At 63.5% G+C, this 23,313-nt stretch carries 23 protein-coding genes, 1 tRNA gene and 1 pseudogene; 19 read left to right on the top strand and 6 right to left on the bottom strand.

Annotation, left to right across the window (positions count from 1 at the left end; all coding sequences use genetic code 11):
- Nucleotides 1-13: 13 nt before the first annotated feature.
- Together G410_RS0106030 and G410_RS0106025 are read right to left on the bottom strand one after the other, a co-directional pair.
- A complete protein-coding gene (locus G410_RS0106030; RefSeq protein ID WP_022672754.1) occupies nucleotides 14-1,630 on the bottom strand; it encodes a GNAT family N-acetyltransferase in 1,617 nt (538 codons plus the stop codon).
- 124 nt (nucleotides 1,631-1,754) lie between these two features.
- Nucleotides 1,755-2,978, bottom strand: coding sequence for an NADP-dependent isocitrate dehydrogenase (locus tag G410_RS0106025; RefSeq protein WP_022672753.1), 1,224 nt, complete (start codon nucleotides 2,976-2,978; stop codon nucleotides 1,755-1,757).
- A 210-nt stretch (nucleotides 2,979-3,188) separates the two neighbouring features.
- Between G410_RS0106025 and G410_RS0106020 the strand changes: the two genes are divergently transcribed.
- From G410_RS0106020 to rpmE, 14 genes and pseudogenes are all read left to right on the top strand, one after another.
- Complete coding sequence (locus tag G410_RS0106020) at nucleotides 3,189-3,923, top strand: phosphatidylserine decarboxylase (protein WP_022672752.1); 735 nt, start codon at nucleotides 3,189-3,191, stop codon at nucleotides 3,921-3,923.
- Between the two features lie 31 nt (nucleotides 3,924-3,954).
- Nucleotides 3,955-4,728 (top strand): CDP-alcohol phosphatidyltransferase family protein, encoded by a 774-nt coding sequence (locus G410_RS0106015; protein WP_022672751.1) that lies wholly within the window; start codon nucleotides 3,955-3,957, stop codon nucleotides 4,726-4,728.
- A gap of 510 nt (nucleotides 4,729-5,238) precedes the next feature.
- Nucleotides 5,239-5,988 (top strand): annotated as a pseudogene (rpsB, locus tag G410_RS15840) (30S ribosomal protein S2); the annotation flags it as partial.
- A 365-nt stretch (nucleotides 5,989-6,353) separates the two neighbouring features.
- The gene (gene tsf / locus G410_RS0106000) at nucleotides 6,354-7,277 is read left to right on the top strand and encodes a translation elongation factor Ts (RefSeq protein WP_022672748.1); all 924 of its coding nucleotides are present in this window, start codon (nucleotides 6,354-6,356) and stop codon (nucleotides 7,275-7,277) included.
- 147 nt (nucleotides 7,278-7,424) lie between these two features.
- Nucleotides 7,425-8,147 (top strand): UMP kinase, encoded by a 723-nt coding sequence (gene pyrH / locus G410_RS0105995; RefSeq protein WP_022672747.1) that lies wholly within the window; start codon nucleotides 7,425-7,427, stop codon nucleotides 8,145-8,147.
- On the top strand, nucleotides 8,147-8,704 hold the full coding sequence (gene frr, locus G410_RS0105990; protein ID WP_022672746.1) for a ribosome recycling factor: 558 nt from the start codon (nucleotides 8,147-8,149) through the stop codon (nucleotides 8,702-8,704). The genes pyrH and frr overlap by 1 nt, the downstream gene beginning before the upstream one ends.
- Nucleotides 8,705-8,765: 61 nt before the next feature.
- A complete protein-coding gene (locus tag G410_RS0105985; RefSeq protein WP_051137230.1) occupies nucleotides 8,766-9,458 on the top strand; it encodes an isoprenyl transferase in 693 nt (230 codons plus the stop codon).
- Entirely contained in the window at nucleotides 9,455-10,252 is a 798-nt protein-coding gene (locus G410_RS0105980) for a phosphatidate cytidylyltransferase (RefSeq protein WP_022672744.1), read from the top strand. The genes G410_RS0105985 and G410_RS0105980 overlap by 4 nt, the downstream gene beginning before the upstream one ends.
- Complete coding sequence (locus tag G410_RS0105975; protein ID WP_033317436.1) at nucleotides 10,249-11,418, top strand: 1-deoxy-D-xylulose-5-phosphate reductoisomerase; 1,170 nt, start codon at nucleotides 10,249-10,251, stop codon at nucleotides 11,416-11,418. The genes G410_RS0105980 and G410_RS0105975 overlap by 4 nt, the downstream gene beginning before the upstream one ends.
- Nucleotides 11,411-12,520 carry an RIP metalloprotease RseP gene (gene rseP / locus G410_RS0105970; RefSeq protein ID WP_028971128.1) on the top strand — a complete coding sequence of 370 codons (1,110 nt, stop codon included), beginning with the start codon at nucleotides 11,411-11,413 and terminating at the stop codon, nucleotides 12,518-12,520. Before G410_RS0105975 ends, rseP begins: the two co-directional genes overlap by 8 nt.
- A 117-nt stretch (nucleotides 12,521-12,637) precedes the next feature.
- Nucleotides 12,638-15,400 carry an outer membrane protein assembly factor BamA gene (gene bamA, locus G410_RS0105965; RefSeq protein ID WP_022672741.1) on the top strand — a complete coding sequence of 921 codons (2,763 nt, stop codon included), beginning with the start codon at nucleotides 12,638-12,640 and terminating at the stop codon, nucleotides 15,398-15,400.
- Nucleotides 15,400-16,068: an OmpH family outer membrane protein gene (locus G410_RS0105960; RefSeq protein WP_022672740.1), complete on the top strand. Its 669-nt coding sequence runs from the start codon at nucleotides 15,400-15,402 to the stop codon at nucleotides 16,066-16,068. Before bamA ends, G410_RS0105960 begins: the two co-directional genes overlap by 1 nt.
- 14 nt (nucleotides 16,069-16,082) lie before the next feature.
- Nucleotides 16,083-16,544, top strand: coding sequence for a 3-hydroxyacyl-ACP dehydratase FabZ (gene fabZ / locus G410_RS0105955; RefSeq protein ID WP_022672739.1), 462 nt, complete (start codon nucleotides 16,083-16,085; stop codon nucleotides 16,542-16,544).
- 107 nt (nucleotides 16,545-16,651) lie between these two features.
- Nucleotides 16,652-16,879: a 50S ribosomal protein L31 gene (gene rpmE / locus G410_RS0105950; protein WP_022672738.1), complete on the top strand. Its 228-nt coding sequence runs from the start codon at nucleotides 16,652-16,654 to the stop codon at nucleotides 16,877-16,879.
- Between the two features lie 112 nt (nucleotides 16,880-16,991).
- Here rpmE and G410_RS15835 read toward each other — a convergent pair whose 3' ends face one another.
- The 4 genes from G410_RS15835 to G410_RS0105930 are packed head-to-tail and all read right to left on the bottom strand — an operon-like array spanning nucleotide 16,992 to nucleotide 20,516.
- The gene (locus tag G410_RS15835) at nucleotides 16,992-17,924 is read right to left on the bottom strand and encodes a 5-oxoprolinase subunit C family protein (RefSeq protein WP_022672737.1); all 933 of its coding nucleotides are present in this window, start codon (nucleotides 17,922-17,924) and stop codon (nucleotides 16,992-16,994) included.
- A complete protein-coding gene (locus G410_RS0105940) occupies nucleotides 17,921-18,580 on the bottom strand; it encodes a 5-oxoprolinase subunit B family protein (RefSeq protein ID WP_022672736.1) in 660 nt (219 codons plus the stop codon). The genes G410_RS15835 and G410_RS0105940 overlap by 4 nt, the downstream gene beginning before the upstream one ends.
- Nucleotides 18,577-19,338, bottom strand: coding sequence for a LamB/YcsF family protein (locus G410_RS0105935; RefSeq protein ID WP_028971127.1), 762 nt, complete (start codon nucleotides 19,336-19,338; stop codon nucleotides 18,577-18,579). Before G410_RS0105935 ends, G410_RS0105940 begins: the two co-directional genes overlap by 4 nt.
- Nucleotides 19,335-20,516: an NRAMP family divalent metal transporter gene (locus G410_RS0105930; RefSeq protein WP_022672734.1), complete on the bottom strand. Its 1,182-nt coding sequence runs from the start codon at nucleotides 20,514-20,516 to the stop codon at nucleotides 19,335-19,337. Before G410_RS0105930 ends, G410_RS0105935 begins: the two co-directional genes overlap by 4 nt.
- Before the next feature lie 135 nt (nucleotides 20,517-20,651).
- Between G410_RS0105930 and G410_RS0105925 the strand changes: the two genes are divergently transcribed.
- The 5 genes from G410_RS0105925 (at nucleotide 20,652) to ccmE (ending at nucleotide 23,300) form a co-directional block, all read left to right on the top strand.
- Nucleotides 20,652-20,728, top strand: a tRNA-His gene (locus G410_RS0105925).
- 129 nt (nucleotides 20,729-20,857) lie between these two features.
- A complete protein-coding gene (locus G410_RS0105920; RefSeq protein WP_022672733.1) occupies nucleotides 20,858-21,907 on the top strand; it encodes a Glu/Leu/Phe/Val family dehydrogenase in 1,050 nt (349 codons plus the stop codon).
- Nucleotides 21,908-21,972: 65 nt separating this feature from the next.
- A complete protein-coding gene (gene ccmC / locus G410_RS0105915; RefSeq protein ID WP_022672732.1) occupies nucleotides 21,973-22,689 on the top strand; it encodes a heme ABC transporter permease CcmC in 717 nt (238 codons plus the stop codon).
- Nucleotides 22,686-22,820 carry a heme exporter protein CcmD gene (gene ccmD, locus G410_RS17665; protein WP_022672731.1) on the top strand — a complete coding sequence of 45 codons (135 nt, stop codon included), beginning with the start codon at nucleotides 22,686-22,688 and terminating at the stop codon, nucleotides 22,818-22,820. Before ccmC ends, ccmD begins: the two co-directional genes overlap by 4 nt.
- 30 nt (nucleotides 22,821-22,850) lie before the next feature.
- A complete protein-coding gene (gene ccmE / locus G410_RS0105905; protein ID WP_022672730.1) occupies nucleotides 22,851-23,300 on the top strand; it encodes a cytochrome c maturation protein CcmE in 450 nt (149 codons plus the stop codon).
- The last annotated feature ends 13 nt before the right edge of the window (nucleotides 23,301-23,313 follow it).

The following is a 23,313-nucleotide window of genomic DNA, read 5'->3' as shown; positions in this document are numbered from 1 at the left end:
GCGGCCCCAGCGGTCAGCCGCCGCCGGGCGTGGCGGGGCCGATAGGCTCGCGGCGGGGGCGTGCACGGCGTTCCTTGCCCACGCTCTTGTCCCATTCGATATGATAGAGATCGAACCGGCGATCGGTCAGGTTGCGCACCGTGCCCTCGCTGCGCGCCCATGCCAGATCGGCCAGGTTCACATCGCTGATGGTCAGCGTCTCCACATTCTCCGTCGCCTCCGCCGCGATGCCATCGCGCGCGAACGGAAAATCGCAGGGCGTCAGGATGCAGCTCTGCGCATATTGAATGTCCATATTGTGCACATTGGGCAAATTGCCGACATTGCCGCTCATCACGACGTAACACTGATTTTCGATCGCGCGCGCCTGGCAGCAATAGCGCACGCGCAGATAGCCTTGGCGGCTGTCGGTGCAGAAGGGCGTGAAGATGATCCGCGCACCCTCGTCCACCAGGCGGCGGGCGAGTTCGGGGAATTCGCTATCATAACAGATCAGCACGCCGATCGGGCCGCAATCGGTCTGGATCACGTCGATGCTGTCGCCACCCTTGATGTTCCACCAATAGCGTTCGTTGGGCGTGGGGTGGATCTTCTCCTGCTCGTGGATCGCGCCGTCGCGCAGGAAGACATAGGCGACATTCTGAATGTCGCCGTCTTCCGTGCGGGTGGGGTGGGAGCCGCCGATGATGTTGATGTTATAGCTCATCGCCATGCGCGCGAATTCCTTGCGGATCTTCGGCGTCCATTTGGACAGGATCTCGATGGCTTCCTGCGGGCTGGTTTCCTTCTCCTCGCTGGACAGCAGCATGAGCGTGAACAGCTCGGGGAAGACCACGAAATCGCTTTCATAATCGGCCGCGACGTCCACGAAATATTCGATATTCCGGAGGAAATCCTCGAAATCCTTCACCGCGCGCGCCTGCAATTGCACGGTGGCCAGGCGCACCTGCTCCACATCGCGCGGCACGCGGAATTTCTTGGGGCTGTCATGGTCCACATAAGGGTTCTTCCACATCATGTGGGCGGCGAACGCCTTGCTGGCCTTGTCCTCGGGCAGATAGTTTTTCAGGACGCCGATCGGCTCGAACCCGTTGGCCATCTGAAAGCTGATGACCTGATCGCGGATCTTCTTGGTCTGCACCTGCTCCAGATAATCGTCCGGGCTTTCCACCTTCTTGGCGCGCAGCGCGCGGGCATAGCCGGGCATGCGCGCGCCAAACAGGATGCCGCGCAGCTCCAGCCGTTCGGCCAGCGTACGGCGCTCTTCATAGAGGCGCTTGCCGATGCGGGTGCCGCGCGTCTTGGGATCGACGCACATTTCATAGCCATAGAGCCAGTCGCCTGCCGGATCGTGGCGCGAGCCAAAACCGTTGCCGCTGATCTCTTCCCAATCATGCGGTTGCAGGGCGATGGCGCCCGAAATGCGGGAGGAGGCGCAATAGCCCACCGTCTCATCGTCCAGAATGGCCACGAAATTGCCTTCGCGGAAATTGTTGATCTGGCCGCGCAGTTCTCCATGCGTATAGGGCGGCATGTCCTTGTACACGCGCCGGATCAGGTGAGCGATGGAAGGAATGTCGGAGATCTTGGCCTGACGGACTTCAAGGCGGGCTTTGGCGGAATTGGACATGGGAGAATGCCTTCAGAAATGAGAAGGCCCCGAAGCTTCCGTTACAACGCTTCCTGGAAGAAGGGTGTGCGGCAGGCTCGGGACCTTATTTAGGGTCAGTTGACCAGATAGAGGCGCGGGCGGCTTACTGCCAGTCGCCCATCGCCTTTTCCAGATTTTCGCGCACGGCTTCGAAGAATTGCTCGGAGGTCATCCAGCTCTGATCGGGGCCGATCAGGATGGCGAGATCCTTGGTCATCTTGCCCTGCTCGACGGTTTCCACGCAGACGCGCTCCAGCGTTTCTGCAAAGCGCGTCACGTCCGGCGTCTCGTCGAACTTGCCGCGATATTTCAGCCCGCCGGTCCAGGCGAAGATCGATGCGATGGGATTGGTCGAGGTGGCCTTGCCCTGCTCATGCATGCGGAAATGGCGGGTCACGGTGCCATGGGCGGCTTCCGATTCCACCGTCTTGCCGTCCGGTGCCATCAGCACAGACGTCATCAGGCCGAGCGAGCCGAAGCCCTGCGCCAGCGTGTCAGACTGCACGTCGCCATCGTAATTCTTGCAGGCCCAGACGAACTTGCCGGACCATTTGAGCGCAGAGGCCACCATGTCATCGATCAGGCGATGCTCATAGGTCGTGCCCGCCGCCTTGAAGCGCTCGGCAAAACCTTCCTCGTCGAATACCTGCTGGAAGAGGTCTTTGAAGCGGCCATCATATTTCTTCATGATGGTGTTCTTGGTGGAAAGATAGACCGGCCATTCGCGCTGCAGACCATAGTTGAAGCTGGCGCGTGCGAAATCGCGGATCGAATCGTCCAGATTGTACATCGCCATGGCCACGCCAGCGGACGGGAACTGGAACACTTCCTCATCCTGCACGCTGCCATCATCGCCTTCATAGATCAGGCGAAGCTTGCCGGGGCCGGGGATGATCATGTCGGTGGCGCGGTACTGATCGCCAAAGGCATGGCGACCGATCACGATGGGGTCGGTCCAGCCGGGCACGAGGCGCGGCACATTGTCGATCACGATCGGCTCACGAAACACCACGCCGCCCAGAATGTTGCGGATGGTGCCATTGGGGCTCTTCCACATCTTCTTGAGGTCGAATTCTTCGACGCGCTGCTCGTCCGGCGTGATGGTGGCGCATTTTACGCCAACGCCATATTCCTTGATCGCATTGGCCGAATCCACCGTGATCCGGTCATCGGTCTCGTCGCGCTTCTGGATGGAGAGATCGTAATATTTCAGATCGACGTCCAGATAGGGCAGGATCAGCTTCTCGCGGATCCATTCCCAGATGATCCGGGTCATCTCGTCGCCATCAAGTTCTACGACCGGGTTTTTGACTTTGATTTTCGCCATGAATGGATGTCTTCCGCTGAAATGGGGCGCAAACGCCAGAGGGCCGCGCGATCTTGGTTGTTGCGGGCTCTATGCAAGCCGCCCGCAAAGTTCAACCATTTGAGCCCGCAGACGATCCGGTGCAAGTTCGCTCCTGCATTTGTTTGTGCCCGGCATGTGGATCGCCAAGGCCGGTTGTAAGGCCGAACGCCCCGGCCTAGAACAAGCGCAATGAACAATCGCATCCTGACCAACAAGGGAGAAGGGGAGGCCAGATGGTCGCTTCCCTCCATCCATCCCGAGGGCCGTAAATTCGGCCTGATCGCCGCGGGCATCACGCTGCTGTGCTTCCTCGTGCTGCCGGATATCTTCGGCTGGCTGATGGCGGGCCTCACCATCTGGACCGTGGCTTTTTTTCGCGATCCGGTGCGCGTCACACCGCGCGGCGACGGTCTGGTGATCAGCCCGGCAGACGGACTGGTCACACAGATCATGGAAGTTCTGCCGCCGCCCGAAATGCGCGGCGCCGACGGGCTAGGCGATGCGCCGCTGCTGCGCGTGTCGATCTTCATGAGCGTTTTTGACGTGCATGTGAACCGCGCGCCGATCGGCGGGACGGTCAAGCGCGTGGCCTATATCGCCGGCAAGTTCATCAATGCGGATCTGGACAAGGCGAGCGAGGACAATGAGCGCCAGCATGTCCTGATCGAACGCGGGGACGGCGTGCGCATCGGTCTGACGCAGATTGCAGGACTGGTCGCCCGGCGAATCGTGCCGTTCGTGAAGGACGGCGACATGATGGCCGGCGGCCAGCGTATCGGCCTGATCCGGTTCGGCAGCCGGGTCGATGTGTTTCTGCCGGCCGGGACGTTGCCCAGCATCGTCAAGGGCCAGCGCGCCATTGCCGGGGAGACGGTGCTGGCGCAGCTTGGCCAGGCACCGATGATCGAGGGAATTGCGCAATGACATATGGCAAACGGCAGGGGCATTACTGAGCATGGCCAAGGGCACGGCATTTTCCAACGCGATCCCGCTCCGCGCGCTCATCCCCAATGCGGTGACCGCGCTGGCGCTGTGTACGGGGCTTTCCGGCGTATGGTTCGCGATCTCGCAGCGCTGGGACATGGCGGTCGGCGCGATAATCCTGGCTGGCATTCTGGATGGTATGGACGGGCGCATCGCGCGCCTGCTGAAAGGGCAAAGCAAATTTGGCGCCGAGCTGGATTCGCTGTCGGACAATATCGCCTTTGGCGTGTCTCCGGCTTTGATCACCTATTTATGGTCTTTGCAGTTCATGCCGAAATTCGGGTGGACGATCGCGCTGTTCTATGCCGTGAGCTGCGCGCTGCGCCTCGCACGGTTCAACGCGCGCATCGACATGGAGGCGCATCCGCGCAAGGAAATGGGTTTTCTGACCGGCGTGCCCGCGCCCGCTGGCGCAGGTCTGGCGCTCTTGCCGATCTTCGTCTGGCTGGCTTTCGACATTGAGGAAGCGCGCAGCTGGGTCGTTACCGGCCCTTGGTTGCTGGCCTCAGCGGCCCTGATGGTGTCGAGCTTACCGACCTATAGCTGGGGCTCGCTACGTTTGCGGCGCAATATCCGGTTCGAGGCTATCGCGCTGTTCGCCTTGCTGGTGGCCGCACTGATCGGCGCGCCCTTTATCACGCTGGTGCTCGTCTGCGCCATCTATCTGGCGCTGCTGCCCTTGGCGTGGATCAGCTACCGATCCGCTATGCGGCGGCGCGAAGCGAAGAGCGGCGCAGCGGGCTGACCTTTACCGGGCGACGGACCTGCGATGATGCCTTGCGTGGCTTGGCGATCATCACGGATGCCGGTCGTTCAGGCACCAGCAGCGCCATGATCTGAGCGGCGTGGGCGCGGACGGTATGTGCCATGGACCAGATGGCCAATATCATGGCAGAGATGAAAAGCGTGGCTGCGATTGTCGAGACCATAACCTGTTACCTTTAGACGTCCGCCATGTGACAGACCTGTGGATAATCTGTGGAGCGAATTTTTGTTCCACGATTACGTGCATTTAATCGAAGGGTGCGGATGACCGCCCGCCCTGACATCCTGTGTTCCCGAAACGTTCCAGCGGGTCAAGTTATAAGTTCTTGCTTCGTTCCATATTTTAACCTTGCCAAACAGGCGCGGTGCCGATAACCGCCCGCTCCATTCCACATGGAAAGCACCATACCCGGTGCCGACCCCGGCCTTTCAGGCGGGGATGTTCGGTTCTTTCGCTTTCCAGAGGTACAACCGGTTAAGGAGAATGATTATGGCGGCCCCTGTCGTCACCATGCAGCAATTGATCGAGGCTGGCGCCCATTTCGGCCACCAGACCCATCGCTGGAACCCGCGGATGAAGCCGTATATTTTCGGCGACCGCAACGGCATCCACATTATCGACCTTTCGCAGACCGTGCCCCTGTTCGCGCGTGCGCTTTCATTCGTACAGCAGACCGTGTCTGCTGGCGGCAAGATCCTGTTCGTCGGTACCAAGCGCCAGGCGCAGCAGCCGATTGCCGATACCGCGCGCGCATCCGGCCAGCATTTCGTCAACCATCGCTGGCTGGGCGGCATGCTCACCAACTGGAAGACGGTGTCCGGTTCGATCAAGCGCCTGAAGACGCTGGAAGAGCAGCTGTCCGGCGATACGTCCGGCCTGACCAAGAAGGAAGTTCTTCAGCTGACGCGCGAGCGTGACAAGCTGGAGCTTTCGCTCGGCGGCATCCGCGACATGAACGGCGTGCCCGATGTCATGTTCGTGATCGACGCCAACAAGGAAGAGCTCGCCATCAAGGAAGCCAATGTTCTCGGCATCCCTGTAGTCGCGATCCTCGACACCAATGTCGATCCGTCGAACATCGCTTTCCCCGTTCCCGCCAATGATGACGCCGCGCGCGCCATCCGCCTGTATTGCGAGGCGATTGCCGCCGCAGCGCAGGGTGGCAAGCAGGGTGCGATGGAAACGTCCGGTGAAGATTTCGGCGCAATGGCCGAGCCGCCGGCGGAGCCGGCTACGGCTGCGGAGCGTTATGCGGCTGAGGAAGCTGCGCAGAAGATCGAGGCGCTGGCCAAGAAGAACGACGGTGCGCCTGCACCTAAGGCCGACGCTGCGCCTGCAGCTCAGGCCGTGCCGGAAGGCCAGAAGCCTTCGGCCGAGCATCCGGCAACCGAGACCGAAGCCAAGGCGGAATCCGCCAAGGATGCGGCCGAAGTGCTCAAGGACGCACCCAAGGTCGAGGGCTGAACGCAGCCAGTTCGGCGGCATGGCATTGATCATGCCGCACGAATGACCAGATAGACTGCTAACAGGGCGCGCGGGTACCGGAGCAATCCGGCCCGCGCGCCATTTTCCGTATTTGATCAAGGCATAAGGACATCACAGACATGGCTATTACCGCCGCCACCGTGAAAGAGCTGCGCGACCGTTCGGGCGCTGGCATGATGGATTGCAAGAAAGCGCTCGCCCAGACCGACGGCGATGTGGAAGCCGCCGTTGACTGGCTGCGCACGCAGGGCCTGGCCGCTGCACAGAAAAAGTCCAGCCGCACCGCGGCCGAGGGTCTTGTCGGCGTGGCCGTCGACGGCACCAAGGGCACCGCGCTGGAAGTGAACAGCGAAACCGATTTCGTGGCCAAGAACGAGCAGTTCCAGGATTTCGTGCGCAACGCGACCGAACTGGCGCTCAAGCATGGCGCGAACGACGTCGAGACCATCAAGGATGCCGATTATCCAGGTGGCGGCACGCTGACCGAGAAGCTGACCGGCAACATCGCCACGATCGGCGAGAACCAGACGCTGCGCCGCGCGAAGACCATCGAGGTCTCCAAGGGCAAGGTCGTATCGTACGTGCATAACGCCGCTGCGCCGAATCTCGGCAAGATCGGCGTGCTCGTGGCACTGGAAAGCGAAGCGGGCGACGACGTGCTCGAGCCGCTTGGCAAGCAGCTGGCCATGCATATCGCAGCGGCCTTCCCGCTGGCGCTGAATGCAGACGGTCTGGATCAGGACACGATGGAGCGCGAAGCTGGCATCGCCCGCGAAAAGGCGGCCGAGAGCGGCAAGCCTGCCGATATCGTCGAGAAGATGGTGCAGGGCTCGATGAAGAAGTTCGCCAAGGAAAATGCGCTTCTGAGCCAGGTGTTCGTGATCGACAACAAGACGCCGATCGAGGACGTGGTGGCGCAGGCCGGCAAGGACGCCGGCACCAAGATCACGCTGACCGACTATGTCCGCTTCCAGCTCGGTGAAGGCATCGAGAAGGAAGAGAGCGATTTCGCCGCAGAAGTGGCTGCTGCCGCCGGCGTCTGATCCTTTCGATCGATAGCGGCGAATTTTCCGCCGCGGCCACTTGGCCTGAAGGCGCGTGCCCCCTAAGGTGCGCGCCTTCATCATGTCCGGCTTCGGGCGCGCGCCGTTTTTCGACGCGCCAGCCGGGCGAAACAAAGAGGGGATTTCATGCGCGGCTTTAACCGCATCCTGCTGAAACTGTCCGGCGAGGCCCTGATGGGCGATGGACAGTTCGGCATCGATCCCGAAACCGTTTCACAAATGGCTGCCGAGGTTAAGGCGGCCAAGGATAATGGCAGCGAAATCTGCCTGGTCATCGGCGGCGGGAATATCTTCCGCGGCATGGCCGGTGCCGCCAAGGGCATGGACCGGGCGCAGGCCGACTATATGGGCATGCTTGCGACGGTCATGAATGCCCTGGCGATGCAGAATGCGCTGGAGCAGCTGGGCGTGGAAACGCGCGTGCAATCGGCCATCGAGATGGATCAGGTGTGCGAACCGGTGATCCGGCGGCGCGCGCTGCGCCATCTGGAAAAGGGCCGCATCGTGATCTTTGCCGCCGGCGTGGGCAGCCCCTATTTCACGACCGACAGCGGCGCGGCCCTGCGCGCTGCCGAAATGCAGTGCGACGCGCTGTTCAAGGGCACCAGCGTGGACGGCGTCTATAATGACGATCCGAAGAAGAATCCCGATGCGGTGCGCTTCGATACCGTCAGCTATGGGCAGGTGCTCAGCGACGATCTGAAGGTGATGGACGCCAGCGCAGTGGCGCTGTGCCGGGACAATGACATTCCGATCGTGGTCTTCTCGATCCGCGAACGCGGGAACCTGGCCAAGGTTCTGGCGGGCGAGGGGACAGCCACGATCGTGCGAAACAAGGAGACGAACTGATGGCGCAATATGACAAGGCCGATCTCGATCGGCGCATGCACGGGGCCGTGGAATCGCTGAAGAGCGATCTTGGCGGGCTGCGCACGGGCCGTGCGAACACCGCATTGCTCGATCCGGTGACCGTGGAGGTTTATGGTGCGAACATGCCGCTGAACCAGGTGGCCACGGTGTCCGCACCGGAGCCGCGCATGCTGTCCGTACAGGTCTGGGACAAATCGAACGTCACGCCGGTGGAAAAGGCGATCCGCTCCGCCGGGCTGGGCCTCAACCCCATCGGCGATGGCACCACCATTCGCCTGCCGATCCCCGATCTGACCGAGGAGCGCCGCAAGGAACTGGCAAAGCTGGCGAGCAGCTATGCCGAAAAGGCGCGCATCGCCATCCGCAATGTGCGGCGCGACGGCATGGACATGATCAAGGCGGACGAGAACAAGAAGGAAATCGGCGAGGATGACGCCAAGCGCCTGTCCGACGAGGTCCAGAAAATGACCGACGATCATATTGCCGAGGCGGACGCGGCGGCGGAATCCAAGGAAAAGGAAATCCTCACCCAGTGAGGGGATGAGGCCGGTGGAACAGGACGCACCAACAAAAGGGTCCGGCAGCGGCGCGGCTGCCATGCCGCGCCATGTCGCCATCATCATGGATGGCAATGGCCGCTGGGCCAAGAAGCGCTATCTGCCCCGCGCCATGGGCCACCGGCGCGGCGTGGAGGCGGTGCGCGAGATCGTCCGCGCGGCAGGCGACATGGGGCTGGAAGCGCTCACGCTCTACGCCTTTTCCTCGGAAAACTGGAAGCGCCCGGCGGATGAAGTCGGCGATCTGATGGGGCTGCTCAAGCATTTCATCATTGCCGATATCGATGAGTTCGCAGCCAATGGCGTGCGGCTGAAGGTCATCGGCCGCTATCGCGAACTGGCGCCCGATATCGTGGCGCTGATCGACGACGCGATCGCGCGCACCAGCGGCAACAGCCGCACCACGCTGGCTGTGGCCCTGAATTATGGCGCGCAGGACGAACTGCTGCGGGCCACCGCCTCGCTGGCCGGGCAGATTGCCGATGGCACGCTGGCCGCTGACAGCCTGACGCCCGATCATGTTTCGGCGCAGCTCGATACCGCGGACATGCCGCCGCTCGACCTGCTGATCCGCACTTCTGGCGAACAGCGCCTGTCCAACTTCCTGTTGTGGCAATGCGCCTATGCGGAGCTTTGGTTTACCGACACCCTGTGGCCCGATTTCACGCGGCAGCATCTGGCGTCCGCCTTGGCCGATTATGCCGCGCGCGAACGGCGTTTCGGCGGGCGATGAGCCTGACCGCCGCCATCCGCCCGCATTTCCAGCGGGAACTGGTCCGCCGGGCCACCGTGGGCCTGGCGCTCATCGTGCTGGCGCTAGGCGATATCTGGCTGGGCGGCCTGTATTTCTGGGCGCTGGTGTCGCTCGGTTCCATTCTGATGATGGGCGAGTGGTCCGATCTGGTGAAGGAGGGCTATAAACGCCGTCTTGCCCAGGCGGCGATCACGGTGCCGCTGCTGCTGCTGGCCCCGCAGGCCCCTTTTCCGGGGCCGTCGATCACGGTACTGCTCGTCTTTGTGCTGATGACCGGCGTTCTGGCGATCGGCGCGCAATCGGTGCGGCTGTCGCTCGGGCTGTTCTATGCCGGGTTGCCGGCGGTGGCGCTGGTGTTCCTGCGGGAGCTGGATTTTGGCCACGAGATTGCGATGTGGGCGCTCTCCCTGGTGTGGGCCACGGATATCGGCGCATTCTTTGTGGGCAAGAGCCTCGGCGGCCCCAAAATCTGGCCCGCCATCAGCCCGAAGAAAACCTGGTCCGGCGGCATTGGCGGCATTTTGAGCGCCCTTGGTTGCGGCCTGCTGTTCCATTATTTCGGGCGGCTGCCGCTGGAGCTGGCGCTGTTCAGCGGCGTGCTGTCCATTCTGGCGCAGGCCGGCGATTTTTTCGAAAGCTTCCTGAAGCGCCGCGCCGGGGTGAAGGATAGCGGCGATCTGCTGCCCGGCCATGGCGGGGTGATGGACCGGCTCGACGGGCTGGTCCCGGTCGCGCCGCTGGTGGCTTTGCTCTGGCTTTGGTGGATGATGTGACCGCGCGGACGATCAGCATTTTTGGCGCGACGGGGTCTGTCGGCACCTCCACCCTCGATCTCGTCCGGCGGGATCGGCAGGCCTATGCCGTCCAGGCGCTCACCGCCCATGGCGATGTCGATGGTCTGGCGAAGCTGGCGCGCGAGTTCGATGCCAAGCTGGCGGTGATCGCGGACGAGCGGCGCTATGAGGATCTGAAAACCGCCTTGTCCGGCACGGGCACTCGCGTGGCCGCGGGCAAGCAGGCGTTGGTCGATGCGGCGGATATGGACCCCGACTGGACGATGGCCGCCATCGTCGGCTGCGCCGGGCTGGAGCCGACCATGGCCGCGATAGAGCATGGCCGGACGGTGGCGCTGGCCAACAAGGAGTCGCTGGTATCCGCCGGCGCGCTGATGATGGCCGCGGTCGAGCGCAGCGGGGCCACCCTGTTGCCGGTCGATTCCGAGCATAATGCGCTGTTCCAGTGCCTGGCCGGTGGCCGCATTGCCGACGTGCGCCGCCTGATCCTGACCGCAAGCGGCGGGCCGTTCCGGGACTGGACGCGCGAACGGATGAAAGCCGTCACGCCCGCGCAGGCCGTGGCACATCCCAACTGGTCGATGGGCGCGAAAATCTCCGTCGACAGCGCCACGATGATGAACAAGGGGCTCGAACTGATCGAAGCCTTTCATCTGTTTCCGGTGGGCGAGGAGCGGATCGACATCCTGGTGCACCCGCAATCGGTGGTGCATTCCATGGTGGAATATAAGGATTGCTCCACGCTGGCGCAGATGGGGCCGACCGATATGAAGGTGCCGATCGCCAGCGCGCTGGCCTGGCCCGCACGGATCGAGACGGGCTGCGGTCCGCTCGACCTCGCTGCGGTCGGCAGGCTGGATTTCGAAGCCCCGGATGAGGATCGCTTTCCCGCGCTCCGGCTGGCCCGCGCGGCGCTGCGGCAGGGCGGCACCGCGCCCGCCACGCTGAACGCCGCCAATGAAGTGGCCGTTGCCGCGTTTCTAGGCGGGCGCATCGCTTTCCTCGATATTGCGGCGCTGGTGGAGCGGGTGCTCGACGCGGCGGACATCGCGCCGCCCTCCGGTCTTCAGGACATATTCACCGTGGACCGGTCTATCAGGGCGCGTATGTCGGAGTTGGTGGGAGAATATTGCGGTGGTGACTGAAGGTCCTGGCGTTTTGCTGACGCTGCTTGCCTTTGGCATCGTGATCGGCAGCCTCGTGTTCGTGCACGAATATGGGCATTATTGGGCCGGGCGGCTGTTCGGCGTGAAGGCCGATGCCTTTTCCATCGGATTTGGCAAGGAACTGGCGGGCTGGACCGACAGCCGCGGCACGCGCTGGAAGATCGGCGCGCTGCCGCTGGGCGGCTATGTCCAGTTTGCCGGCGATATGGGCGCGGCCAGTCAGCCCAATCCCGCCTTCGATTCCCTGCCGCAGGCCGAGCGCGACCAGATGTTTCAGGCCAAGCCCCTGTGGCAGCGCGCCATCATCGTGGCCGCCGGGCCGATCACCAATTTCGTGATCGCGATCCTGATCTTTGCCGGTTTCTTCCTGGCATTCGGCCAGCCGGTCACGCCCAGTGTGGTGCCCGCGGTGCAGGAAGGCAGCGCGGCGCAAAGCTATGGCCTGCAGCCGGGCGATCGCATCCTGTCCGTCGCCGGAACGCGCACGGACACCTTCGGTGCGATGGCGCGCGAGGTGTCGATCCACCCCGACGAGGCGGTGGTGATCGAGGTGGAACGGGCAGGGCAGACGCTGGCGCTGAACGGCACGATCGGCAACCGCTTGGAGCGGGACCGTTTCGGCAATGATTACAAGTTCGGCATGCTCGGCGTGCCCTGGCCCAAGCAAATCATCCGCGAGGTTCCCGTCTGGGAGGCGCCGATCGCCGCGACCAAGCAGGTTGGCGAAGTCGTTCGGCTGATGGTGACCACGCTTGGTCAGGTTATCAGCGGCCGCCGTTCGGTGAAGGAACTGGGCGGACCGCTCAAGATCGCGCAAGTATCGGGCGAACAATTGAGCCTCGGCGTCTATGCATTCATCGGCTTCATCGCGCTCATCTCGATTAACTTGGGGTTCATTAACCTGCTGCCAATTCCGATGCTCGATGGAGGCCATCTGCTGATGTACGCATTGGAGGCGGTGCGCCGCAAACCGGTTGAGCCGCAGGCCGTGGAATGGGCCTATCGGACGGGGTTCGCGGTCGTGATCGCATTCATGCTGCTGGTGACCTTCAACGATCTGTCGTCCTTCGGCCTGTTCTAAGGCGAAGCTTTCTTGATCGGGCCGCGCACATGGTGCAAGGCGACGCCCGATTGCAAAGGCCCCGGTAAACCTGGCGGCCAAGGGTCCGGCTACGGCTGGTAAGGGAACGGGATTTAGATGACAGCGAGTTTTCCTAAGCGGGACCGCAAGCGGTTCGTGGTCGCTCTGCTCGGCGGAACGATCCTGACGGCGGTGGCCATGCCGGCAGCGGCGCAGGAGCAGGCGTCTGGACAGACCACGCCCACACCGCCTGCGACCGGCACCGCGCAAAGCGATGCGACCCGTCCCGGACAGGACGTCATCCGCACCATTGCCGTCGCGGGAACGCAGCGGCTCGAGCCGCAGACCGTGCTTACTTATGTCAAACTGCGGCCCGGCCAGGTCTACACGCCCGAGGCCGCGGATGAGGCGCTGCGCGATCTGGCGCAGACCGAGCTGTTTGCCGATTACAGCATCCGCAACGACAATGGCGCGGTGCTGATCACTGTCGAGGAAAATCCGGTCATCAACCGCATCCTGATCGAGGGCAACAAGCGCCTCAAGGATGAGAAGATCGTGCCGGAAATCCGGCTTGCGCCGCGGCAGATATTCACGCGTTCCAAGGTGCGTGCCGACGTGGCCCGCATCATCGAGCTGTACAAGCGCCAGGGTCGCTTCGCCGCAAGCGTGGAGCCCAAGGCCGTCCAGCTTGACCAGAACCGCGTCGATATCGTGTTCGAGATCACCGAAGGGCCGAAGTCCAAGGTCCGCGCGATCAACATCATCGGCAATGAGGAATTCGGCGACAGCGCGCTGCGCAGCGAAATGGCGACCAAACAGTCTCGCTTCTTCCGCTTCTTTTCCTCCGCCACCAGCTACGATCCGGACCGTCTGGCCTATGACCAGCAGAAGCTGCGCCAATTCTATCTGACCGAGGGTTATGCCGATTTCCGCGTCGTCTCCGCCGTGGCCGAGCTGACGCCGGACAAGGAAGACTTCATCATCACCTATGTGGTGGAAGAGGGCGAACGCTACAAATTCGGCGATGTGTCGGTGGAAAGCGAAATTCGCGATTTCGACAGCGCGGCGCTGACCCGCAATCTCGCGATCAAGGAAGGCCAGTGGTATAATGCCAAGCTGGTCGAGGATACCGTCGAAAGCCTGACCGAGACGGCCGGCCTGTTCGGCTATGCCTTTGCCGATGTCCGCCCGAATTTCGAGCCGAACCGCGAAGACCATACCATGGCGGTCACCTTCGTGGTCGCAGACTCCGACCGGACCTATGTCGAAGAGGTGGAGATCAACGGCAACCGCGTGACCGAAGACAAGGTGGTGCGCCGCGAATTCCGTCTGGCGGAAGGCGATGCCTTCAATAGTTTCCAGGTGCAGCGTTCGGCCAACCGGATCAAGTCGCTCGGCTATTTCCAGGAAGGTCTGGAGATCAAGCAGCGTCAGGGCAGCGCGCCTGACCGCATCATCCTGTCGACCGATGTCGAAGAACGATCGACCGGTGAGCTGACGCTGTCCGCTGGCTTCTCCAGTATCGAGAATTTCATTTTCTCCGGCTCGATCCAGCAGCGCAACTTCCGCGGCAAGGGGCAGACCCTGCGCGCAAGCGCAAGCTATTCCAGCTACAACAAGTCGGTGCAGCTGGGCTTTACCGAACCTTATCTGTTCGACCGGAACATCGCCGTCAGCGGCGATATTTTCCGCAAGGATTTCAGCAGCTTCTTTTTCGGCGCGAACAATGATCGCACGACCAATTACAGCCAGGTATCGACCGGTGCGCAGCTGGGCCTCGGCGTGCCGATCAACGAATATCTCTATGGCTCGCTGCGCTACAGCCTGGTGAATGACGATGTGTCGGTGGCCGATCAGTTCCGCAGCGATATCGACGGCGATGGCAATCTGGAATGTGATCCGCGCCTGATCAACCGCTATCTGTGCGACGCCGAGGGCAATCGCATCACCTCGCAGATCAGCTATTCGCTCAGCTATGACGCGCGCGACAACCGTTTCCGCCCGACGCGCGGGCAGTTCGCCACGCTGACGCAGGATTTTGCAGGCCTGGGCGGCGATGTGAAGTTTCTTCGGACCAAGCTGCAGGGTGGCAAATATTGGCGGCTGTTCGGTGACTTCGTCCTCGCGGCGACGGCAGAGGGCGGATATATCCACCCGCTGGAAAACCGCGGGCTGGAATCGCAGGGCGTCGATGACATCCGTCTGACCGACCGCTTCTTCCTGGGCGAGCCGCAAATTCGCGGTTTCGACATTCGCGGCGTCGGCCCACGCGTGCAGCGTGCGCCGGTGCTTTGCGCGGGCGCCGAGGGGGCCGATCCGGTCCCGTGCGGCGCCAGCAATGTCGTCTCGGACATCGTGCTGGACGATAATGGCAATCCGCTGTTCCCGGCCGATCGCAACCAGATCCAGGACAACGCCATCGGCGGGCGGGCTTATTATCTGGGCCGTCTCGAACTGCAGATCCCGCTGGGTGCGGGGGTTGCGGAACTGGGCCTGCGTCCGTCGATCTTCGTCGATGTGGGTTCGCTGTTCGATATTACCGCCCCGCTTACCGACACCTTCCTGCCCGGCGATCCGCGTCTGACGACCACGCCGACCGACAGCAGCGGCAATGTGTTCTGCATCAGCCCCGACAGCAGCGCGCCGGTGGCTGGTTCCGGCATGGTCTGCCCGACGGGCACGACGGTGTTCACACAGACGGGCACGCCCTATCAGGAGCGTTTCGTCGGTGACAGCGCCAAGCCGCGTATCTCGGTTGGTGCCGGCGTGAACTGGAATTCGCCTTTCGGTCCGCTGCGTATCGACGTGGCGACCCAGCTGATGAAGCAGGAAGGCGACGACCCCAAGACCTTTACATTCAATGTAGGAACCCAATTCTGATGAAACATCTTGTCAAAGCCGCGTCGCTGGCTCTTGCGGCGACCACTGCCACCGTTTCCTTCACCGCCCCTGCCGCCGCGCAGCAGGTGAAGGGCATGGCCTATGCCGATCTGGAAGCTGCGGCCCGCCAGTCGACGGCCTACACCACCGCCCAGCAGCAGCGCCAGACGACCTATGCCGCGCAGATCCAGCAGGCACAGGCTGCCCGCCAGGCCGATGCCGCCCGCCTGCAGCCGCTGGCCGACCAGTTCAACACCGCCCGTCAGGCCGCCACGCCCGATCAGGCGCAGCTGCAGACCCTCTATGGCCAGATCCAGCAGATCCAGCAGCAGAGCGAAGCGAATCTGAACCAGATCCTGCAGCCGCTCGCACTGTCCGAAGCTTATGTGAACGAGCAGATCGGTGCGCAGCTGAAGGCTGCCGTCGACGCCGCGCGCGCGCGCGCCAAGGTTTCCATGCTGTTTACCGCAGGTGCCGTGATCGATGCCGATGAGGCCTATGACCTGACCGACGAAGTGACGGCGGAACTGAACCGCCTGATCCCATCGGCTCAGATTGTGCCGCCAGCTGGCTGGGTGCCCGCTGCGCAGCGTGAGCGCCAGGCCGCGCAGCAGCAGGTTCAGCAGCCGGCCGCCGCGCCCGCCGCTGCGCAGCCCGACAGCCGCTGATCCGGAATAGCGTGATGGCCGACACTATGGATTATGACGTTCGCAAGGTGATGGCGGTGCTGCCGCATCGCTATCCCATGCTGCTGGTCGACCGTGTGGTCGCGCTGGAAAAGGGCGAATCGATCAAGGCGGTGAAAGCCGTGACCATGAACGAGGGTTTTTTCCAGGGTCATTTTCCCGGTCGGCCGATCATGCCTGGCGTGATGATCGTCGAGGCGCTGGCGCAGGCGGCCGGCGTTCTGGCGATGGAAAGCTTCGATCTGGTCGGCTCCAACAAGCTGGTCTATTTCATGGCGATCGAGCAGGCCAAGTTCCGTGCGCCCGTGGAGCCGGGCTGTCTTCTGGAACTGGACGTATCTTTCGTGCAGAAGCGCGCCCGCGTTTGCCGGTTCGAAGGCAAGGCGACCATCGAGGGAAAGCTGGCCGCCGAGGCGAGCTTCACCGCGATGATTGCCGATCCGCCCGCCAGCGCATGATGGCAGTGCGGCGTGCCGCATCGCTTGCAAATTCCCGCGCGCGCCGGTAAGGCCCGCGCTTTCCCGCCGGGGCTGTTCGGAAATCAGCCCGCAACCGGAGCGCAGACATGAAGAACGACATCCACCCCGACTACCACATGATCACCGTCCAGATGACCGACGGCACCAGCTATCAGACGCGCTCCACCTGGGGTGCCGAAGGCGATACGCTGGCGCTTGATATCGATCCCACATCGCACCCGGCCTGGACCGGTGGCAATCAGCGCCTGCTCGATCAGGGCGGCCAGGTTGCACGCTTCAACAAGCGTTTCGGCGGTCTCAGCCTCAAGAAATAAGCAGGCCGGGGCGGTTTTCGTCCCGTTCACTGCCATATTCAGCAATCCGTGCCGCTGCTTCGTGCAGACGGCGCGGATTGCTTTTTTTTTGCCTTCGGTTTCCGGCGAATGTCTACAAGGTGAGCTGGGGCATCAGGCTGCGCCACAGCAGCAGCTTGCGGCGCAAAAGCTCGTGCGCGCGTGCGGGCGTAACCGCGATGAACCGCACTCTGCTACCGGGGCGGAGCTGGCCGATGCTGGGCCGATCGGCCCGAACAATCTGGGCGATGCGCGGATAGCCGCCGGTCGTCTGCGCATCCACACCAAGCAGAAAGGGGTTGCCGGACGGCGGCGCCTGTATCGTGCCGGGAAAGACGGCCGCACTGGCAATATCGCCGGGGCTGGCATGCAGCGCGGGGCCGGACAGTTCGCAGCCGATGCGATTGGCGCGCTGGCCGATGGTGAACGCTTCGGAGAAAAAAGCACGCCGTTGACCTTGATCCAGCCGGTCCAGTTCCGGCCCGGCAAGGCAGTGCAGGGCAACCTCGTCCGTGATTGGCGGGCGATAGGGATGCGGGACGGTCCGTTGATCGGGCAGGGCAGAAGTGCGTAGCGGCAGACTGTCGCCAGCGCGTAGAATATGGCCACCGACGCCGGCAGGAAGATAGGCCGAGGTGCCGCCCAGCGTTTCCGGCAGATCGAATCCACCCGCAACGGCAATATAGCTGCGCACGCCGCTGCGCGCGCCATGTACCCTCAGCGCGGCACCAGCCGGCACGACATGGCTTTGGCCAGCCTCGATAGGGGTGCCATCGATATCACCGCTCGTCGCCGCGCCGCAGAAGGCGATCGTCGCGGCGTGGTCGAAATGCAGGCTGACGGCAGACAGGGTGATTTCGAGTCCGGCCATATCGGGCGCGTTGCCGACGCACCAATTCGCCAGCGCCAGCGAAATGGGGTCGGCCGGGCCTGCGCCGGGCAGGGCGATATGCCGCTGTCCAGCCATCGGCTTTCCCTGCACACTGGTCTGCAGTCCGCCGTCCAGGATATGCATATGTCCGCTCATGCCTTCAGCGCCTTAAACCGCGCACGGCCGATGGCTTCAAAGCGGATGGGCGTACCGGCGGCGAGCAGGCTGGCGGGCTCGCGAGCGGGATCGAAGAGCCGGAGCGGCGTGCGGCCGATCAGCGGCCAGCCGCCGGGCCCTTCAAACGGATAAAGCCCGCACAGGCCGCCCAGCAATCCAACCGATCCGGCGGGCACGGTCTGGCGCGGCTGATCGAGACGGGCGATGTCCAGAAGGTCACCGTCCGACCGGCAATAGGCAAAGCCGGGCTGGAAGCCGAGCATGTCCACCGTCCAGCGTTGCGCGGCATGCCAGGAGGGTATGTCATCGGCATGGATCTGAAGCATGTCGGCCACATGGTTGAGATCGGGGCCGAAATCCTCCTCATAACAGACTGGAATGATGACGGTCTTTGCTGTGGCTTCAGAACCGCTCTCAACTCCGCCAAGGTGGCGCTGGAACAGCAGCCGGGCCGTGGCGGGATCGGTCCGCTCGGGATCGAACTGCACGGCCAGACTGTCCAGGCCAGCCACCACCTCGGTCCAGTCGCTATGGCGGCGCAGTGCTTCGGCGGCAGCCAGCCGCATGAAGCGATCGGCGATCGGCGCGCTGATCCAGTCATCCGCCAGATACATGTCTTTGGATGCGTCGGTCATGTGCCAGCGGCGGGCCGGATCGTCAGATTGGCCTGCTCGAGCGCCGCCCGGATGGCGCTGGCGCTCTCCAGCGCGGCCTCGCTGTCGCTGTGCAGGCATAGGCTGTCCGCCCTGATCGTCAGTGCGCTGCCATCGGACGCCTCGATCGCAGCCCCCGTGGCCAGCGCAACCGCCTGATTGGCGCGCTCCAGCGAATCGGCGAGCACTGCCCCTGGCTCGCTACGAGAAAGCAACCGAGCGTCGGGCGTGTAGCGGCGGTCGACAAAAGCTTCGGCGATGAACGGCAGGCCAGCCGCTTGTGCCGCGTCCCGCACCGCCGATCCGGCGAGGCCAACCAGCGCCGCGCCGGGAAAGACCTGCGCGCATGCGTGCGCAACGGCCATGGCCAGATCGGTATCGTCGGCCATATCATTATAGAGCGCGCCATGCGGCTTGACGTGATGCACGGCATGGCCGGCATCGCGGGCAGCCTCGGCATAAGCGGTCAGCTGCTGGACAATCGAATCGGCCAGCGCGTCCGGCGTCATGTCTATCGACTGGCGGCCGAAATTCGCGCGGTCCGGATAGCTTGGATGCGCGCCGGCCGCCACGCCGCGCGCCTTGGCCGCCGCCAGCATGGTCGCCATGCTATCCTTGCTTCCGGCATGGCCGCCGCAGGCGATGTTGCAGCTGCTGACGATATCGAGAATCGCGATGTCGCGATCCTCCGACTCAGGCATTTCGCCGAGGTCCGCGTTCAGATCGATGGTTTGTGTCATGGCCATAATCCCAGCGCGCGGAGCACCAGCCGGGTTCCCAGCAAGAGACAGATCAGCCAGACAAGCGCTGCGCCGGAGACCAGCGCGCGGCTGATGTCGGGCGATCGATAGGCGAGATAGACGAGCAGGCCGGCGACCAGCGGCAACAGCACGCCATTGGCAACTTGCGCGATCAGGATCACCGCCACCAGATCCGCATTGGTGGCCGCCACCAGCGTACCGATCAGCACGATCAGCGTGGCGGTGCCGCGAAAAACCAGCCGTTCCGGATCACCGCCCGGCCATAGTTCGGACAGGATATAGCCCGTCGCCATCGGCGCGGTCACCGCGGAGGTCAGCCCTGCGCCGAACAGCCCCAGCCCGATGGCATAGCGGGCCAGTGGGCCATAGACCGGCTCCACCTGCCGCGCGATATCGGCGGCGTTCGTGATGTTGCCGCCCACGCCGCTGGCTGCGGCGGTCACCAGAATGGCAATGGACACCAGCGCGCCGATGCCGATGGAGACGATGGTTTCGATTCGCACGTCGCTGGCATCGTCCGCCGGTTTCCATCGCTCCCGCGCGGCGGCGGCGTGCAGAAACAGATTATAGGGCACGATGGTGGTGCCGATCAGCGCGATGGCCGTAAACAGTCCGTCTTCGGGGATGCGGGGGACCAGACCGCGCGCCACGGTGCCGAGGTCCGGGGCGACGGCGATGCAGGCGACCAGAAACGCCAGGCTCATGAGCATGACCAGCGCCACCAGAAACCGCATAAGCCAGCGCAGATTGCCGAGCGCCAGCAGCAGCGCAGCGGCGATGCCGATCATCAGCGCCGGCCATGGCGCGGCGGCGGTCATCCCGAGCGCGGCAAGCCCCAGCGCGGCCCCGCCGATATTGCCGCTTTCATAGGCGGCATTGCCGAGGCCCAGGGCGGTCACGATCAACAGGCCCATGGCGAGTTTCACCGGCGGTGCGGCGATGCTGCCGACCATGGCCTGCGCCAGCCCCTGTTCGCGCAAAACCGCTATGCGCGCGGCAGTATATTGCAGAACGATGGTCGCCACACCGGCAAACACCAGCGCCCAGAGCAAGGCCATGCCAAAGCCCACGCCCGCCACGGCGCAGGCGGTGACCGTGCCGGGGCCGATAAAGGCCGCCGCCACCAGCATGCCGGGGCCGGGCCTATAGCGGGCCACGGATCGCGTCGTTTAGAAAATAGGGCGCTGTCATGGCTGCTATCGGTAGCGCCATTCGCTTCTATTCGGCAACGGCCTTGCGCAACGCCGCAACGGGTTCTAAAGAGCGCGTTCGCGGCAGCAAGACTGCCCATGGCGATCGTAGCTCAGTTGGTCAGAGCGCCGGTTTGTGGTACCGGAGGTCGCGGGTTCAAGACCCGTCGATCGCCCCATTTTTCCCCAGAAAATTGCTTGCCGTCCGAGGTCTGGAAAACGGTGACAAATGCGGCTTATAGCATTATTGCGCCGCCGAGACCGTAAATTTCGGTCTCGCACCATCAACGACGAACAGGACGCCGCCCATGCAATCGCTTTGGTCCCACCCAGACTATGATGCGCATGAGACTGTGCATTTCGCCAATGATATCGGCTCCGGCCTGTCGGCGATCATCGCGGTCCATTCCACCCATCTGGGGCCTGGCACCGGCGGCACGCGCTTCTGGCATTATGCCGACCGCGCCGACGCGCTGACCGATGTGCTGCGCCTTTCGCGGGGGATGAGTTACAAGAACGCCATGGCCGGTCTGCCGCTCGGTGGCGGCAAGGGCGTGATTCTGGCCGGCGAGGCGCGGCTGAAGACCGCCGACATGCTGGCCGCCTATGGCCGTACCATCGATTCGCTGGGTGGCCGTTATGTCACCGCCGAAGATGTCGGCATCAATACCGAGGACATGGTCGCCGTGGCCAAGGAAACACGCTATGTTTCCGGCCTGCCGCAGACCGACGCGAGCGAGGCGGGCGGCGATCCCGGCCCGTTCACCGCGCGCGGTATCTATCTGGGCGTATGCGCCGCCGTGCGCCATAAAATGGGCCGCGATTCGATGGATGGCGTGCATGTTGCCATTCAGGGCGTTGGCAGTGTGGGCGGCGGACTGGCCAGATTGCTGGCCAAGGACGGCGCGAGCCTGACCATTGCCGATATGGACCGCGATAAGGCCGCCGCGCTGGCCGCCGAAACCGGCGCGCGGCAAGTTGGCCTGGACGAGATCATGCGCGTGGAGGCGGACGTGTTCAGCCCCAATGCGCTGGGGGCCATTCTGGACGAGGTTTCCATCGCCAATCTCAACGTGCCGATCGTGGCCGGCGGGGCGAACAATCAGCTTGCCCGCCCGGACGATGCGCAGCGCCTGTTCGATCGCGGCGTGCTCTACGCGCCAGATTATGTCATCAATGCCGGCGGCGTGATCAATATCGGTCTGGAATATCTGGGCGAAAGCTCGGCAGACGAAGTGAATGCCAGGATCGACAATATTCCGGCCCGGCTGGAGGAAATCTGGCAGCGCAGCGAAGTCGAGGGCGTGCCGTCTGCCAATGTGGCCGACAAGATGGCGCGCGAGCTGATCGGACGTTAGACGGGCAGGGCCGTCCGGCCCGTCTTTTCATCCAGCGGAAAAAGGCCTATTTCGCCATTCAGCCCATGCACCGCTTTGCCAACCCGACCCGTTTCCTGAAGCTCGCCCGGCCGCTGACCTGGATCTGTTTCTGGTCCGGTCTGGCGCTGGTTCTGGGCGCGTGCATCTGGGGGCTGGCCGCCGCGCCAGCCGACCGTCTGATGGGCGATACGGTACGGATCCTCTATATTCATGTGCCGACTGCCTGGCTTGGCATGGGCGGCTGGGTGGCGATTGCCCTGGCCAGCATCGTGCAGCTTGTCTGGCGGCATCCACTGGCCGGGATCGCGGCGCGCGCGGCGGCTATGCCAGGGGCGGTGTTCGCAGGGCTTTGCTTGCTGTCCGGATCGATCTGGGGCCGCCCGACCTGGGGCGCCTGGTGGGTGTGGGACGGGCGGCTGACCAGCATGCTGATCCTTTTCTTTCTCTATATCGGCTATATCGCGCTGGTGAATGCCAGCAGCGAGCGCGGCCAGACCAGCCGCACCGCCGCCATTTTCGGCATCGTCGGCGCGGTCAACATTCCGATCATCAACCGCTCGGTGGTGTGGTGGGAGACGGTGCATCAGCCGCCCAGCATCACGCTGTCCGGCTCCAGCATCGACAGCGCCTTTCTCTGGCCGTTGCTGGCCAGCGTCATCGGCTTTTCTCTGCTGTTCGGCGCCATCGTGCTGATGCGCATGCGCGCGGCGCTGGCCGATATCCGCGTCGAGGCGCGGCTGCAGCGGTTGGCGGCGGCATGAGCCAGTGGAGCTATGTCTGGCTGGCTTATGGCGCGGTGCTGATCGGGCTGGCGACGCTGCTGGCCCTGAGCTGGAAGGCGATGCGCAAGGCAGAGCGGCAGGCCGAATCGTTGAAGCGGCCGCGCTCATGAAGGCCCCTCAGCAATGAAGGCCCATTTGTCATGAAGGCAAAGCATCAACGCCTGACGCTGGTCGTCGTCGCCGCGGTCGCGCTGATCGGCGCGGTCTTGCTGGCGATGCAGGGCCTGCGCAGCCAGGCGGCCTATTTCTATCAGCCCGCCGCGCTGCTGAAGGCGGATGTGCCGCCGGGCCAGCCGATCCGTCTGGGCGGTCTCGTGCTGCCGGGATCGATCGCCAAGGCCGCTGATGGCGTGACCACCCGGTTCAGCGTTTCCGATGGCAAAGCCACGGTGCCGGTGACCTATCGCGGCATCGTGCCGGATCTGTTTGTCGAGGGATCGGGCGTGGTCGCAACCGGGCGGTTGGACGCGGGTGGTGTTTTCGTCGCGGACAATCTTCTGGCCAAGCATGACGAAAATTATGTGCCGCGCGAGCTTGGGAATATCGATCGGGAAGCGGTCATCAGCGAAAGCGAAACCCTGATCAAGTGAACGGGTGCGCGCC

The organism is Novosphingopyxis baekryungensis DSM 16222 (assembly GCF_000420305.1).
GTDB lineage: Bacteria > Pseudomonadota > Alphaproteobacteria > Sphingomonadales > Sphingomonadaceae > Novosphingopyxis > Novosphingopyxis baekryungensis.
This window is presented reverse-complemented; position numbering and strand designations above follow the sequence as displayed.